Raw genomic sequence first — 15,980 nt, forward strand, 5'->3', positions numbered from 1 at the left:
CTCTACCGTAACAAAAACGAGATCCCGGCTAAAAGCATGCCGGGATGACGCATACTTGTTACTAACAGCGTCGCCCTTGTGGTGTTTTAATCCAGAGCCCTTGGTTACTTCATGAGGTTCTGGATAACAGCCTTCCAGAACGACGAACTTGGTGTCGTCCTGAACCTGTTTTATTCAGGCCTCGCTCTACCGTAACAAAAACGAGATCCCGGCTAAAAGCATGCCGGGATGACGCATACTTGTTACTAACAGCGTCGCCCTGAACGTGTTTTAATCCAGAGCCCTTGGTTACTTCATGAGGTTCTGGATAACAGCGTTCCAGAACGACGAACTTGGTGTCGTCCTGAACCTGTTTTATTCAGGCCTCGCTCTACTGTAACAAAAACGAGATCCCGGCTAAAAGCATGCCGGGATGACGCATACTAGTTACTAACAGCGTTCCAGAACGACGAACTTGGCGTCGTCCTGAACGTGTTTTATTCAGGACCTCGCTTTACAGTATCGAGTTACGCCATCACCGCTTCGATTTCATCAACGGTTTTAACCACATCTTTGGTTAATACTTCATTGCCATCAACGGTGACCAATAAGTCATCTTCGATACGAACACCAATGCCACGCCATTTTTCGTCAACGCCGCTATCTTCGCTGATGTAGATACCCGGCTCAATGGTTAACACCATGCCAGGTTCTAATACACGAGTACGTTCGCTGGTGCAGTAATCACCAACATCATGGACATCAATACCGATCCAATGGCCTAAGCCGTGCATGTAGAAGTCTTTATAAATTTCTTCTTCCATCAGTTGCTCAAAGTCACCTGAAATTACACCTAAATCCAATAAGCCTTGTGTAACAATTCGAATCACTTCATCGTTTGCGGCTTTCACTGTACTACTTGGCTTAATCAGTTTAATCGCAGCAAGTTGTGCTTCAAGCACTAGATTGTAAATTGCTTTTTGCTCCTCACTAAACTTGCCGTTCACTGGGAACGTGCGGGTAATATCAGCTGCATAGCCTTGATATTCGCAACCGGCATCGATTAACACTAAGTCACCGTCATTTAGCACTGACTCGTTTTCGGTGTAATGGAGGATACAAGCATTATCTCCGCCGCCAACAATGCTGTTATAGGCGGCAAAGCGTGCGCCACGGCTAGCGAACTCATGCATAATTTCCGCTTCAAGTTGGTATTCAAATTGACCCGGCTCGACAAACCTCATCGCACGCGTATGTGCATCACTGCTGATACGTGCCGCTTTTCGCATCACTTCAACTTCGGCGTTTTGCTTGAATAAACGCATATCATCAAGGATCAAACGTAAATCAATTTGCACACTTGGCGCGCGCCAGTTCTTTTTCATGCCTTGGCGTAACGCTGTCATGGTTTCGGTGAGCTGTTGTTCACCTCGCATTGACTCGCCATGACAACTATAAAGCGTTTCACAACCGTTGATGAATGGCGGTAATGCCGCGCTTAACTCATTAATCGACAACGCTTGGTCAATATCAAAGTTCTTAAGCGCTTGTGCCTGACCTAAACGGCGACCGTGCCAGATCTCTTGTACCTTGTCTTTATCACGGTTAAACAAAATCGTTTCTTGACCGTGATCTTTCTTGATTAATAACAACACAGCATCCGGCTCATTAAAGCCAGTCAGGTAATAAAAGTAGCTGTTTTGTCTGAAGTGGTATTCAGTATCTGCACTACGCGTTTTTTCATCGGCAGCGAAAATAACGGCTGCACTGTTCATCTCTAATTGTTCGAATAGGGCTTTGCGTCGACCGCTAAAAAATTGTTCATTTAACATTAGTGAATCTTCTTATCGTTTTTTTCAGGCTTTGGTTGTTGGCCTAACTCAGCAAAACATACCATTGAGGTCATGCGCACATATTCAGCAACTTGCTCGAAGAATTGTTCTGATTCTTCATCATCACTGATTTGAGTATCAATTTGACTGATCTGGCTTAAATCTTGTAGCGCTTCTTTAATTTCTTTTGATAGTTTCTTACCGCTTTCATTGCCAATAGCAAAACCGGCCATAAAGCTTTCGGTCCATTGCGCTAAAGCTTGTGCACGCTCAGCAAGGGGCTGTCCATCATCCGGTAATAATAGTTTAACTTGGTAGTCACCAGAGAGAAATTCATTACAGGCTTGAGCAAACAGTTGTTGCAAGCTTTGTTTTAGATCGACAGGTAACGCCAGACCATCGTTCATTAGGTCATTAAAGCCACCATACCAGCTGCCATCTTCAAGATTAACGCCACCACAAATAAGACCACAAATAATACCGTGTGATTCGCTTGCCGTTGCGCCAAGCTCAGCCATAGATAGATTTTTATTCAGTTGTTGCCATGAAATTTGCGTCATTATATTTGCCTTGTAAAACTAACGTAGTGGGTATTCTAGCAGTTGCGTCGGATGCTTAGAAATCAAAAATTTAAATTCGCTGATAAATTCAACATTTAGTCGAAGATCAGTCGTAAACGAGTAATAAAACGTCACATAGCCATTGAACATCTGTCAGCTTCTCGCATATACTGAGGTTACTTCCTGGGGTGTTCGTGAGTGTTCTGTGTTCCCGAGCCAATATACATACCAAGGGTGTTAATTCCTTTACTATTGCGCAAGCCCGGCATGCACCGGGAAGCCTGCGGTAATAATTAACTCCCGCCTTGAACCGTCTGGTTCGAGGGCCAATGTTCACAGCGGCACTTTGGGAATATTAATCTTTTCTATAGATGGCTCTACTGCTCATCAAGCAATATCAACTTCTTAGTCTCTGATTTTTCTCTACCATAAAAAAAACTCCCAGTACCATTTGATACTGAGAGCAAGCAAAACTTTTTCAATAAAATTAATTGCACTTTATTGCTTATCCAAAGCGAGATCCTGAATAAAACATTTTCAGGATGACGATGTGTGGGGCATCAGGCATAAACAACGCCGCCATTCCGGCATGCTGGTAGCCGGAATCTCATCCCTTGATAGCACATTCCTTGATAACAACACGAGATCCTGAATAAAACATTTTCAGGACGACGATGTGTGGGACATGAGACATAAGCAACGCCGCCATTCCGGCATGCTGGTAGCCGGAATCTCATCCCTTGATAACACATTCCTTGATAACACATTCCTTGAAAACAATACGAGATCCTGAATAAAACATTTTCAGGATGACGATGTGTGGGGCATCAGGCATAAGCAACGCCGTCATTCCCACAGTCTTTTGAGCGGGAATCTCATGAGATAATCAGCACCATCATCGGAGTAACAACCATCAATAGATCTCGGCTTAAACCACTACAGGGATGACACAATAGGAGAGTCCTGTTTAACACGCGACTAAAAGCTATAACTTAGCCCAGTGTAGAAGCGGCGACCTGCTGCTGGCGCATACTTTTCTTTGCCATAAGATATCGACGCTTGTTGCGCATAGTACTTATCGGTCAGGTTGGTAACTCGGCCATGCAATCTTAATTTATCACTCAATTGATAGTTAAATTTAAGGTTAGCTGTCGTGGTACCACCATACATTTTAGTGTTCTGGTCATCCATGTAGTAATCACCCATTGATTTTACTTCGATGACGCCTGTGAATTCGCTCAACACTTGTGGTGTGTAAACCAAGCGTAGGTTAGCGATATGTTCAGGGGCAAGTTTTAGCTTGTTGCCTGAGTTATCAACTTCTTTGCTATTACCGTTACGATCAACACGCCCGGCATCAATAATGTATTCATCATATTCATGTACCGATTTACTCAAGGCTAATGAGACCTCTAAGTCGTTGGTAACCTGACTGTTGATACTAAATTCAATACCTTTGTGAATCACGCGACCAGCATTGGTTTGATAAGCAAAACCTTCTTCATTGTATGCACGCACGAGAGCATCGTCTAAATCCATGTAATACATTGCGACTTGCGCATTAAAAACATCATGGTTAATCTTGTAACCCAATTCATACGTATCAGATGTTTCCACATCAACACCACCGATTAAGCTGTCAGTACTGCCTGAGCTAATGTGATACAAAGACCCTGCTGTTGGAATACGAAAGCTATTGGCATAACGGGCATACACGGAGCTTTGTTCATCGAGTAAGTAGTTAAGCGACATTTTCGGGCTAAAGTGATTAAAGCTATCTTCGCGATCCGCTAAACGGCGCTTACCGTAACCATCATCAGCAAGCGGAGCTAAAAAGTTATCAAAGTCATAGTTGTTATAGTCATAGCGACCACCGAACGCCACGGTTAACTGGTCGGTTAACTCATGTTGATATTGAAAGTATGGTGATATGCCAGTGTAAGTTGTTTCATCATCGTAGAACTGATGCCCTGCAATGAATGTGTTACCTCCCCAACCTGTAGTCGTAATGGTTTGAGGTTGGTATGACAATGACTCACCTTTAGAACGTTCAACGTCTAAGCCTACAATTAATTCTCCCTCATCGCTGGGTTCAAATGATAGGTAAGCGAGCAAGCCTAGCGTGGTCACTGTGCTTTCTTGTTTTGGCATGTTGTTATTCCACGTTGCCGTGTAGTCATTGGTGCGCTGGCGTAGATATGGGACCAAGCTAACGCGGTAATCATCTTGGGTGATTTTTTCCCATGTTGTACTTAAGCGATAGTATTTGCTGTTACGTAATGGATCTGACGCCAACACTTGATCGGTTAAACCAGATGACTTTGGATTATTTTCAAAATCATCAATCAATAAGCTTGTTGCCATCTCCTGCTCTAAGTCTGAAGCGACAAAACTCGTGGTGAGAGTTTCATCATCGCCAAGAATATACTTATGCTTTACATGAATTTCCCCACGCTCAGATGCTGTGTGGTCACGATAGCCTTCATTTGTTTGCAGCGAGCCTGAGATAGCAATCCCTTGGCTTTCATCAATTGCATTTGAGTAATAAGCTTTTGCTTTAGCATAACCGTATTCGCCTAGTGTTAAACCGATATGGCCTGACGGCGTCATGGTGACATCTTCACTTAGCGTATTAATGGTCGCAGCAATGGCACCCGAGCCGTGTAATGAAGTGCCCGCCCCTTTTATCACTTCAATACGTTTAATAGTTGAGTTAAAACTGCTCCACCACAAGGCATTGTGATTAAAGAACGCAGCTGACTGTAGCGGAATATTATCTTGTAAATACAAGTAATAACCGGAGTAGTTAATTGGCATTCGTATAGCGGCGTTATGTCCGTGGCCGCCTTGTAATTGATTAAGCATCACACCAGAAACCGTATTTAATGACTCACTGATGTGCTGCCCGTTGTCTTGATCAAGCACAGATTTACCAACAAACTCCACCGCAATCGCTTGTTCGATATCTTTTTTAGCAATTCGGCTGGCAGAAATAGTAATACGTTCAATTTCTTGTTGGCTTTTCTCAACTTGCGCTGCTAATTGTTCAGCAATAAGAGTAGTAGGTAGCATCAACGAAGAGATGCTTAAAGCGACTAGCGACATACGTGTCATAGTATAAAATCCACATCAGTAAAATATGGTGCAGAATATACGCTTGTCGCAGACACTTCGGAATGTGACATATTGTCGCAGGGAGGGATGTAAAGGTGACTACAGTGTCAGAAGTCGATACCCCAATGACGTAGCCCTGAAGGTCTTTTTATTCAGGGCTTCGCACTACACTCAACAACTGAGATCCCGACTAAAAGCATACCAAGAGGACTACTGTAGGGCTGACATCATGCGTCACTCTGAAATACTGTTATTCAACATCTCTGTTATTTCAGGAGGTCGATTTTATTCACTGGCCAAATTACGCTTAAACCAATCGGAACTTAACGGCTGACTAATAGTAAAAGCGCCGCGTATATCCCCCTCGTGATAGCCCGTGGCTTTATCTTGTGGATAGAGCATTTTTATTTTAGCAGCGACGTGAGGCTTGATATTCGAACCATGACAGGCAAGACAAGGTTTTTGGGCCGTTGGAATTGCTTTGATGTAACGCAGCGTTGGCTGCCCATTAAAGTTGACCACTTCAGCGTATTCAAGTTGAGAGAATGCGACATTTTGGGCTTTTTTCTGCTCCAACTTATTAAGCACTGCACTTTCCCATGCATCGGGAGCGTTATCTGGATTTCTAGCTTTCAAGCTTGTACGGCCCACACGCCAGCCCGTTTGTTGCTCAAATTGCTGAGCTAGCTTAGGAGCAACCTCATTACATACGTTAATGGCAGCAACAGGCCCTTGCCCCTTTAATGCTGGTTTGAGTGTTCCTTGAAGATTACCTGCAAACTCCTTAACCAATAAACGGCTGGCTTGCACACGTTGCTCAAACTCTTGCTTACTCAGTGTTATAGTTTTCTCGTTCGCCACAACTGGCTGAGCTGTCGTTAAGCCAACAGCCACCGTACTAACGATTGCAAGGCCACGTTTAGATAGCTTGGCGGTTGAAAAAATCTTTTTGAATTTCATAATCACAGCATCCATTTTTATTAACCAATAAAGATTAGATAAATCTAATTTAACATAACGCAATTAATATAGCACTTTTTTCATTGCTCGCTAATGCAATGCATTGTTCTTTATCTTAGTCGTTAAACTCTCTAAACTAGGAGCAATTATGATTTTAAAAATGCTTAATCGCTATGATCCATCGTGACCGTCAGCAGCTACGTCAGTTTATTCGTATAAAACGACAACAGTTATCCGTAATCGAGCAACAGCAAGCCAGTGAGCAGCTAGCCGCTCAATTAGTTTCACAGCTAGACTCTACCGTCAAACAGGTTGCAATCTACCTTGCCAATGACGGTGAAATCGACCCAATGCCATTTATAAAAATGCTGTGGCAATGCGATATCGAGGTTTATCTGCCCGTCGTTCATCCTTTTTGTCCCGGTTATTTGTTATTTTTGCGCTATCAAGTTGATAGTGAATTAATTAATAATAAATACGGTATTCCAGAACCACGTTTAAATGTGTCGACGGTTTGTCCAGTCAGTGAACTAGATGTTGTTTACACTCCGTTGGTTGCTTTTGATCATAAAGGCAACCGCATGGGCATGGGTGGCGGTTATTATGATAGAACGCTAGCTAATCATCAGAATGTCATCACTATAGGTTTGGCTCATGACTGCCAAGAAGTAAATCAATTACCGATTGAGCGCTGGGACGTGCCACTGAACTGTATTGTTACACCAAATAAAATCATCACCGCAACCAGCAATAACATGCTACAGGATGAACAATAATGGCAGCGAGATCGAATGAGTATGTGATCTTATTACACGGCTGGGGCCGCAGTGAAAAATCAATGTTATTAATCAGCCACCAACTAAAAAAAGCTGGTTATGGCATCGTCAACATCAATTATCCATCCAATGATAAACCCATTGCAGAGCTGGCTGATTTAGCGGTTGCACAAGGCATTGCAGAGTGTGAAGCTCGTGATGCCAAAGTCATTCATTTTGTAACGCATTCGCTTGGCGGTATTTTAGTACGTCATTACTTCGAAGATCGCGAACTAGATACACTGGGGCGAGTGGTTATGCTCGGCACACCAAACCATGGCAGTGAAGTCGTCGATGCCTATAAAAAACTGTATTTATTTAGACAGCTTGCTGGTCCCGCGGGCTTGGCCCTTGGCACCAGTGAACAAGATGTCCCGAACCAGTTAGGCGCAGTTAGTTTTGAGTTGGGCGTCATAGCAGGCTCAAAAAGTATCAACCCGTTTTTATCTTTGCTGCTACCCGGTGATGATGATGGCAAAGTCTCGGTTGAGTCGACTAAAGTGGAGGGGATGACCGACTTTATTACCCTGCCCACAACTCACCCCACCATGCTGATTAGTCCTGCGGTGATCAAGCAGGTCATTCACTTTTTACGCCACGGTAACTTTAATAATTAGGCTTTTTTGTGCAAAAACTTCCAATCAGTGATGTTCTAGAGACCTTACATCAAGCAATTAATAACACAGCTCAAGTGATCCTCCAAGCACCGCCAGGAGCTGGTAAATCGACCTTTTTACCATTACAACTTTTACTAAAAGCCGAGCAACTTCACCCCAATTTTGCGGGAAAGAAAATTCTAATGCTGGAACCGCGGCGTTTAGCGGCACGTAATATTGCGCGGTATATTGCATCACAGCTCAATGAGCCCGTAGGAAAAACCGTCGGTTATCGTGTACGTGGCGAGCATAAGGTGTCTAATGACACCCGCCTAGAGATCATTACCGAAGGGATCTTAACGCGAATGATCCAGCAGGATCCTGAACTAAGCGATGTCGCTCTGGTGATTTTTGATGAATATCACGAGCGCAGTATTCATGCTGATACGGCCCTCGCCTTATGTTTAGAAATTCAAGATGCATTACGCGATGACCTATGCTTACTGGTCATGTCTGCGACACTAAACAGTGAACAGCTCACGCAGTTATTACCCGAGGCGCAGGTGATTACTTCACAGGGGCGTTGTTATCCGGTGGATATTTACTATCGACCGCGCAACCCAAAGCTCCCTCTGCCCGGTCAAGTATCAGGGTTAATCGAACAAGCGTTACAAGACTATGACGGTAATATTTTAGTCTTTTTACCCGGCGCATCTGAAATTAATAAAGTCGCCTCACAGCTAAACCACTTACCTGCTAATACGCATGTTTGTCCTTTATATGGTCAGCTGAAACAGCAGGCTCAAGATCAAGCGATAGCGCCAACGACTAACGGTGAGCGCAAGGTGGTGTTAGCGACTAATATCGCAGAGACCTCATTAACCATTGAGGGCATTTCACTGGTTATCGATAGTGGCTTAGTTAATATGGCGAGCTTTAATCGCAATAATGGAGTCACTAAGCTAAGCAAAGAACCAATCTCGCAAGCATCGAGCGAGCAACGCGCGGGTCGTGCCGGTCGTGTTCAAGCAGGTCATTGCTGGCGCATGTGGCCACAAGAGCAACAATCGCGCTTAGCAAAATTCGATCAACCAGAAATTGAGCGCAGTGATCTATTACCGCTTGCGTTAGAGCTAGCCAAATGGGGCGTGCAAGATGTTAATCAGCTCGCTTGGTTAAACCCGCCACCAGCCCATAACCTACAACAAGCTCGTGACTTATTAATCGAGTATGACGCGATGGATAGTCACGGTCAGCTGACTAGGCATGGCGAAGCTATGTATCAATTTGGCAGCAACCCTCGCCTAGGTCACATGATGTTATGGGCCAAAGAACACGATTCAGCCTTGTGTGCCACCGCAACGCTATTAAGTGCGATGCTTGAGCAAACCAACGCATTAACCAAAGAAATAGATATTGAGAATCAGCTTAATTTTTTAGCTCACCAACGTAGCTTGAATGCGAGCCAGCAGCAAATCATTAATCAGGCTAAAAAGTATTGCCAAAACTTAGGCGTATCCTACGGTCAGTTTGATAGTGGTGAGTGCGGTTTATTACTCGCCCAAGCCTACCCTGACCGCATCGCCAAACAACGCGCTAACAGTGATAAATATCAAATGGCCAATGGCTATGGAGTTAATTTACCTGAAGGGTATCATGCAAAACACCCCTATATTGTGGTGGCAGACCTAATGAGCTTTAGCGGTAATCGACAGGCGAGCTCGCAAAATGAAGGGCGGATATTTTTAGCCGCACCTGTGGATATTGAACAATTAGAACAACGCAGCCCCGAGCATTTTAAATCACAACAACTACTGCAATGGGATGATCGCAGTGACAAAGTCATTGCCTTAACACAACTTAAATTACGCCAGCTGATAATTAAAGAGCAGCCGCTAAGTAAGCCAGATTTATCCATGCTCAATCAAGCACTCAGTGATGGCTTGCGCGCTAAAGGGCTAAGCTACCTTAATCTGTCCAAAACAGAAACCCAGTTATTACAACGCTTACAGTTTGCGCATAACAACGAGCCAGAGTTGTGGCCAGATTATAGTGAAGCGGCTTTATTGCATGAACTCAGTGAGTGGCTAGAGCCGTTTTATGATGGCGCGAAAAAGCTCACTGCATTAAAACAGATTAATTTATCCGATGCATTACTGTCGCGTCTTGATTGGCCACAGCAACAGCAACTTGCTCAGCTCTATCCAACCCACTTAACGGTGGCCAGTGGCTCCAATATTCGCCTCGATTACAGTGATGGCGAACAAGTAAAACTCTCAGTGCGGATACAAGAGCTTTTTGGCACCATGGTTAATCCAAGCGTTGGGCGAAATCAACTCCCGGTGTTAGTTGAAATGTTATCCCCGGCGCAGCGCCCGATTCAGCTGACCAAAGATTTAGTGAGCTTTTGGCACGGCAGCTATGATGAAGTCAAAAAGGATATGAAGGGGCGTTACCCGAAACTACAATGGGGTATTCAACATTGACAAGGCACAAGAGGTGATACTCGTAGTTTGACACCAAGTGCATTTTTTCAAAGTACAATTAAAAAGAAAAGAAGCTTTTGATGGCTTAGGGATTAACTTTTATCTAAGATATGCTAAAAGGTCAATGCGGCTTTATTGGGTCTCAATATAATATTCATCCCCAGTTTTGGCATGATGACCGATTAAAAATCTTCAGAGTAAATAGTTCTAAACCTTTGATACTCAGAAATATACTCCCTATTTTTATTAATGTTATTTGCTTCTCCATTTATTTCCTGATAATACTTTGAAAGTTCATTCATGCGATTGGAAGCTTCAATCCAATGACGATAACGTCGTGATTTTGTAAATGGATCCCATGCTAGACAATCAAGAGCTGCAAATAAAGGATGTGAATCGGTAAACTCCTCCAAAATATATTTCAGTAATAAGTTTCCATCATAAAAGCTTGCATGTTCGATATACCCAGAAATGAAATTCGAGTCGATTACTCCACAATCATTCATTTTCAATAACTTTTCAAAGTTTTCTGTCAGCGTTGTATACATAACTTTTCTTCGATCAATTATTCTTTTTGAGAGACTTTTCATTAGCCCACTTTCAGCAATTAAAGAAAGCTCTTCTTCATTTAGAGAATACTCTGTTAAATATAGAAAAATATCGGAGTCATCTGCAATGTTTATTATTTCTTTCAACATCCTAAATTCAATTGCTAGCGCAATACCTAATTGTTTAGTAGCCCCTTCATTAATATATTCATCAACACAATGCTCTTCAAAGCTATGTGATACGATTTTTAGGGTAACTCTTGTTTCTTTTTCTTCACTTTGCTCGAACACCTTTACCAACTCTTCGGTTGTAGGAATACCTTTAGGTTCCTTCCCATAAAGAGACTTATAAGCATCATATACGTCATACTTTGAAATATACCTTCGCGTCTTAAAAAGCCAAGATACATCATTCATGTCTTTTGTACGCGGAACCACAGGTAAGGAAATAGCCATAATTAAACCTTCAAATAATCAATTTTATTAAATACTAATTTGTCGTAATAAGTAGAGATATTGTTAAGCATGAACTTGTCAGATATTTCTATGATACCTATATAATCATCAAACCTTTGGCCTATTGATCCCCCAATAAAAAAGACTCTAATCATTGCCCCCTTACTCCAGTATATATAATATCTATCATGCATTGATTCTTTCGAGTGGATTAATTCAATACTTCCAAACAACCCATTTTTTATTAGATACTCCTTTCGGTCATTGATTTTTATTTTTCTATCTACCTTCTCCTCCTCACCACTTACAGAATTGAATTTTGATAGTATCTCTAGGTTTATCTTGCGACTTCCTCCAAATAAAGACGTGAGATTATCTAAGTCTATTGGCTTAACATAAGGATCGATAATTGATATTTTTTCTACTTCGGGCAAGTTATTTATACTGTTCTTAAAAAGGCTCACAGCATACTCAAAAGGCGCTTCACTTAACGTTTTTGGAATGCATGAATTAGAGCGGCTCACTAATAAATTACGCCTATCGGCTACCCTTTCTCTTAAACTAGACACTACTATTCACCTACATTCACGTTTAGTTCACTATACTTTGCAACCTTCGATCCGTTCTCCAAAGTTACGGTATCACCAATAACCTTTCCCTGAACTTTTATACTTCTTAAAAAACCGTGTCTGCTATTATAAATAGTCTCTCCTTGGTCAATAACTTTTACTTCGACTTCATCGGGGCTTTCATCAAAATTAACTATGACCTCGCCTTCTGAGATTTTGCCTTCTTTTACTTGAGGTTCCCTATCTTCAAAATACCCAAATAATATGTAACTTGCTTTAGTGTGAGCATAAAACTCATCATAGAATTTCACTTTTAATTTAGTAGGTAAACGCTTCTCATCAGGAGCAGGTCTATCAATGAATCGACAGTTCACAACAATACGGGTAGGCTCGTAATAGGTGTAAGTATTTATTAGCTCTGGACGACTTAGAAGGTCAAGACCAAATTTTATTTTTATTTCTTCCAGTAGTTTTTTGTGTTCATCAACCCAACACTGATATGTATTACTTGCCATTTCATGACCGACAAACATTTTTAGCTTACTGCAACGATCAATTAATGGGCTAAACATTACCTCATCAGATCGCCGAGTAATGAAATCATTATATTCGTCTGCGTAGTGGAGTGAAATATCTTTACAAATTAAGACTTTTCTTTGCTCTGGATTAGTTAAATCTATTCGCTTGTCAGACACGATGAACCTAGCTTTGTATTTTTTATTGAGGCTAATCGTTACATCCCTCGACTTATTTGAATCGAACTCTCCACAGCGCCAATTGATACACTCTCCGTAAATGATATGCTTATTACGATCATAGATAAGAAAGTATTTGTAACTATTCATAAAGCTCCTACTAGAAAATAAACGGTGTTTAATGCGTAGACCTTATAGCTGTAACCTATAGGTAAAGCTATTAGGGCTACACGCTTTAAAGCAATAATTTAGCACCAAAAAACTGGCGTAACAATTAATCTTTAATAGTTTAGTTTTAAATATAAATTTGATAAATAAGAAAAAAATATGGTGATCTTTCTAGCGAGCAAGCCTTCCTCGCTAGAGTTAACAAAGGAATTAAGTCATCAATTATTAGATTAAATCACATTAAAATTGGAGAGAACACAGTTAGGCGCGAGCTAGAAAAGATCACTCTTCAACAAAGGTTTCTGTAGCAACAAAGCCACCATCTTTATACTCACCGATAGCCACTAAATCACCATGGCTGTTGTACTTAAAAATATGATTAGGGTGTTGCTTTGAAACACCAAATCCACCATTATTTTCTTTGAGAAGCTGCTTTCTTAACTCAGCTTTCTTAATAGGGCAGTTCACTTCGGCAAAAATTGCTTCTGGGGATATGGATTTTTCATCAATCATCAGGTCGACTCCACTTACTTATTATTAGGGTAATTTTATCACAAATTTAAATGGTGCTTCGAAAATATAATATATGACTAGTACGTTGAACACTGCCCCAGATTTCATGCTGCAAGTTCATTTTCTTGCAACATCACCATAGAACATTATTAGCCGCGATAGTTGCTTGTTCTTTTGATTGAGCGACCAGGTACTTCCTCAAGTGGTTTTTCCGGCCATCGGTGTTTAGGGTATTTTCCACGCATGTCTTTTGCTACATCGAAGTATGATGACTTCCAGAAATTACCTAGATCACTGGTGGTTTGAATAGGCCTTCTTGCGGGGGAAAGAAGCTCAAAACGTAAGGGAACTTTATTTTGTGCCAATAAAGGCGACTCTAGCTGTCCGAACATTTCTTGTAATATAACCGCCACGGTTGGACCCTGGTGTTGGTCATACCTTACTGCCACTCTCTTTTTACTGGGCGTTATATAGTACTCAGGGGCCTGCTCGGCAAGAAGCTGTTGTTGGTCCCATGAAAAATTAGCGATCAGCAAGTCATAAATATTTAATTTTCTAAGTTGTTTTATTGATTTGACGTTCGATATGTATGGCAACAACCAACAGTCGAGTTGATTGATTAGGCTAACTTCTGAAATGCTCGGGAAGTCCTCTACAATGCCACTCAACCACTTAGCTCTAGAGAACCAAGAGTCACATTTATCGGACCAATTAAGAAACTTTAAACCTTCTTCACTCAATATATCTTTAATACACAGTTCAAACTCCTCTTTCGGAATTGAACTTAAAATATTATCTTCAACAACCAATGACTTGTAAGAGAGCTGTCGTCTGCCTGTTACTTTTTCTTTTTTGCTATCTAGGGAGTAATGCGTTGCTTCAGAAAGCTGCTGTTTTAAAGCATTTTTAACATCCTCAATGGAAATTGCAGCGCTTACGAATACTAAACCATCTTTATTCTTACCATCACAATCACAGACAACAAGCCAAGGTTCACCTTGAATTGAATCCGACTCTCTTAGAGTGACCCCTCTACCATTGGCTAGCAAATATCGGCTAGTTCCTTTACCACGCACCTGAGCTAAACGTTCAGGGTATGCTTTTAGAAGTAATGGACCTACATAAGCTTGTAGGTCGCTTAACGCGATAGAGTCTCCCAAATTTGAGACACCAGTCAAACGTGCAAAAGATTTAGCCAGAGTTATTGCTTGTTCCAATGCACCGAAGTTAACTTTATGGCTTGCCTTAAATGATTTTCTATTCTTCAAGTAATCGTTAAATATTAATACTCTTTCAATCACATCAGAACTATCAGCATTCACAATGATATCCCGCTCTGATAATAGCGCAGCTAAAATGCAGCTAACCTGCTTCTCATTCTGTGTATCACAACTAAGCAACATACTAGCGAGTCTAGGCTCAAGACCCAGTTTAAGGGCCTTCAATCCACGTTGAGAGATCTTATTGTTGCTACCAAATAAACCTAAAGCATAGTTAAGCTCACAAGCCACTTCGAAGTGATATTTAGGAGGCGCAGTCAACCAATTAACTGCTTCAAATGTAGTGATTCCCCACGCTGATAAATCTAAAGTGAGACTAGCTAAATTTGATGTAGTAATTTCATCTGCTTGAAAGTCGCTAAATGCATTATGTTCAGTCTCACTCCAAAGCCGAATACATCGACCGCTTTGTAACCTACCAGCACGACCAGCTCTTTGAGTTGCAGAAGCTTTTGAAATATACGAGGTCTCCAACCTAGATAACCCACTTTTTATATCAAAAGAAAGTACCTTTTCTAGTCCAGAATCTATTACGCAAGTAATGCCTTCAATCGTTAAGCTAGTTTCTGCAATATTGGTGGAAAAAATAACTCTACGATGATTATTAACTTTTTTACTTAGCACTAACTCCTGCTGTGGTAACGGTAGTCCGCCGTAGAGTGGTAAAAATTCAATATTAGAATGGTATTGCTCTTGTGCGGACTGCATACAACGCTTAATGTCTGCTTGGCCGGGTAAAAATACTAGTATATCGCCGTCCATATCGTTTTCTAATAAAGAACTAAGAGCTTTCATTACCTGCACAGATAAATGAGTTTTTGTTCGACCTAAATATTCAACTTCAACTGGGTAAGTCCTACCAGGACATCTCATTATTGGTGCTTGGCCTAAATAGCGAGAGATTTGCTCAGTGTCTATAGTTGCAGACATCACAAGTAACTTTAGATCTTCTCGGTAAGCTTCTTGTACTTCAAGCGACAACATTAAAGCTAAATCAGCATGGATAGAGCGCTCATGGAATTCATCAAAGATAATAAGACCTACACCGCTTAGTTCAGGGTCGTTTTGCAACCTGCGAGTAAGTACACCCTCTGTCACTATCTCAAGAATAGTATCTTGGGATGTTTTTCGTTCATTACGTATTTGATAACCTATTCGCTGCCCAACTTTTTCACCTAATAGCTTGGCTAGGTAAAAAGCTATCGACTTAACCGCGACTCTACGCGGTTCTAGCATGATTATCTTTTTACCATTAAGGATATTAGCTTTTAACAGACTAAGGGGCACAGCTGTTGATTTACCAGCCCCAGGCTCAGCTTGAAGAACTAAGCTTTGACCTTGCTGTAACTTAGAAGTAATTTCGGGTAAGTACTTTTCAATAGGTAACAAGTTTTAGCTGCGCTTTTCGT

General features: G+C 41.5%; 12 protein-coding genes and 1 other RNA gene. 4 read left to right on the forward strand and 9 right to left on the reverse strand.

Features of this window, described 5'->3' with window-relative positions:
- Positions 1-506: 506 nt before the first annotated feature.
- Complete coding sequence (gene pepP, locus Q8W26_RS13285) at positions 507-1,811, reverse strand: Xaa-Pro aminopeptidase (RefSeq protein WP_101213995.1); 1,305 nt, start codon at positions 1,809-1,811, stop codon at positions 507-509.
- Positions 1,811-2,371: a UPF0149 family protein gene (locus tag Q8W26_RS13290; protein ID WP_101213994.1), complete on the reverse strand. Its 561-nt coding sequence runs from the start codon at positions 2,369-2,371 to the stop codon at positions 1,811-1,813. Before Q8W26_RS13290 ends, pepP begins: the two co-directional genes overlap by 1 nt.
- A gap of 177 nt (positions 2,372-2,548) precedes the next feature.
- On the opposite strand from Q8W26_RS13290, the gene ssrS reads away from it, so the two are divergent.
- Positions 2,549-2,728, forward strand: a non-coding RNA gene (ssrS, locus tag Q8W26_RS13295) — 6S RNA.
- A 621-nt stretch (positions 2,729-3,349) separates the two neighbouring features.
- On the opposite strand, the gene Q8W26_RS13300 is transcribed toward ssrS, so the two are convergent.
- The gene (locus tag Q8W26_RS13300) at positions 3,350-5,485 is read right to left on the reverse strand and encodes a TonB-dependent receptor (RefSeq protein ID WP_101213993.1); all 2,136 of its coding nucleotides are present in this window, start codon (positions 5,483-5,485) and stop codon (positions 3,350-3,352) included.
- Between the two features lie 285 nt (positions 5,486-5,770).
- A complete protein-coding gene (locus tag Q8W26_RS13305; protein ID WP_305473628.1) occupies positions 5,771-6,445 on the reverse strand; it encodes a DUF3365 domain-containing protein in 675 nt (224 codons plus the stop codon).
- A gap of 173 nt (positions 6,446-6,618) precedes the next feature.
- Here Q8W26_RS13305 and Q8W26_RS13310 point away from each other — a divergent pair, with 173 nt between their 5' ends.
- Genes Q8W26_RS13310 through hrpB (Q8W26_RS13320) form a run of 3 tightly spaced genes read left to right on the forward strand, consistent with a single transcriptional unit; the run spans position 6,619 to position 10,342 of the window.
- A complete protein-coding gene (locus tag Q8W26_RS13310; RefSeq protein ID WP_101213991.1) occupies positions 6,619-7,221 on the forward strand; it encodes a 5-formyltetrahydrofolate cyclo-ligase in 603 nt (200 codons plus the stop codon).
- Positions 7,221-7,877: a triacylglycerol lipase gene (locus tag Q8W26_RS13315; protein WP_101213990.1), complete on the forward strand. Its 657-nt coding sequence runs from the start codon at positions 7,221-7,223 to the stop codon at positions 7,875-7,877. The genes Q8W26_RS13310 and Q8W26_RS13315 overlap by 1 nt, the downstream gene beginning before the upstream one ends.
- An 8-nt stretch (positions 7,878-7,885) precedes the next feature.
- Positions 7,886-10,342 (forward strand): ATP-dependent helicase HrpB, encoded by a 2,457-nt coding sequence (gene hrpB / locus Q8W26_RS13320; protein ID WP_101213989.1) that lies wholly within the window; start codon positions 7,886-7,888, stop codon positions 10,340-10,342.
- A 182-nt stretch (positions 10,343-10,524) separates the two neighbouring features.
- Here the strand turns inward: hrpB (Q8W26_RS13320) and Q8W26_RS13325 are convergent, their stop codons facing one another.
- From Q8W26_RS13325 to hrpB (Q8W26_RS13345), 5 genes are all read right to left on the reverse strand, one after another.
- Complete coding sequence (locus tag Q8W26_RS13325) at positions 10,525-11,346, reverse strand: hypothetical protein (protein ID WP_101213988.1); 822 nt, start codon at positions 11,344-11,346, stop codon at positions 10,525-10,527.
- 2 nt (positions 11,347-11,348) lie between these two features.
- Entirely contained in the window at positions 11,349-11,915 is a 567-nt protein-coding gene (locus Q8W26_RS13330; RefSeq protein ID WP_101213987.1) for a hypothetical protein, read from the reverse strand.
- A gap of 2 nt (positions 11,916-11,917) precedes the next feature.
- Positions 11,918-12,760, reverse strand: a complete 843-nt coding sequence (locus Q8W26_RS13335; RefSeq protein WP_101213986.1) for a hypothetical protein — start codon at positions 12,758-12,760, stop codon at positions 11,918-11,920.
- 300 nt (positions 12,761-13,060) lie between these two features.
- Positions 13,061-13,291 (reverse strand): hypothetical protein, encoded by a 231-nt coding sequence (locus tag Q8W26_RS13340; RefSeq protein ID WP_101213985.1) that lies wholly within the window; start codon positions 13,289-13,291, stop codon positions 13,061-13,063.
- 149 nt (positions 13,292-13,440) lie between these two features.
- The gene (gene hrpB / locus Q8W26_RS13345) at positions 13,441-15,960 is read right to left on the reverse strand and encodes an ATP-dependent helicase HrpB (RefSeq protein ID WP_101213984.1); all 2,520 of its coding nucleotides are present in this window, start codon (positions 15,958-15,960) and stop codon (positions 13,441-13,443) included.
- Positions 15,961-15,980 lie beyond the last annotated feature (20 nt).

Source organism: Psychrobium sp. 1_MG-2023 (genome assembly GCF_030689115.1).
Classification (GTDB): Bacteria; Pseudomonadota; Gammaproteobacteria; order Enterobacterales; family Psychrobiaceae; genus Psychrobium.

Coding starts and splice junctions, on each gene's coding strand:
- pepP (WP_101213995.1), bottom strand. CDS start 1,811: ATGTTAAATGAACAATTTTTTAGCGGTCGACGCAAAGCCCTATTCGAA.
- Q8W26_RS13290 (WP_101213994.1), bottom strand. CDS start 2,371: ATGACGCAAATTTCATGGCAACAACTGAATAAAAATCTATCTATGGCT.
- Q8W26_RS13300 (WP_101213993.1), bottom strand. CDS start 5,485: ATGACACGTATGTCGCTAGTCGCTTTAAGCATCTCTTCGTTGATGCTA.
- Q8W26_RS13305 (WP_305473628.1), bottom strand. CDS start 6,445: ATGAAATTCAAAAAGATTTTTTCAACCGCCAAGCTATCTAAACGTGGC.
- Q8W26_RS13310 (WP_101213991.1), top strand. CDS start 6,619: ATGATCCATCGTGACCGTCAGCAGCTACGTCAGTTTATTCGTATAAAA.
- Q8W26_RS13315 (WP_101213990.1), top strand. CDS start 7,221: ATGGCAGCGAGATCGAATGAGTATGTGATCTTATTACACGGCTGGGGC.
- Q8W26_RS13325 (WP_101213988.1), bottom strand. CDS start 11,346: ATGGCTATTTCCTTACCTGTGGTTCCGCGTACAAAAGACATGAATGAT.
- Q8W26_RS13335 (WP_101213986.1), bottom strand. CDS start 12,760: ATGAATAGTTACAAATACTTTCTTATCTATGATCGTAATAAGCATATC.
- Q8W26_RS13340 (WP_101213985.1), bottom strand. CDS start 13,291: ATGATTGATGAAAAATCCATATCCCCAGAAGCAATTTTTGCCGAAGTG.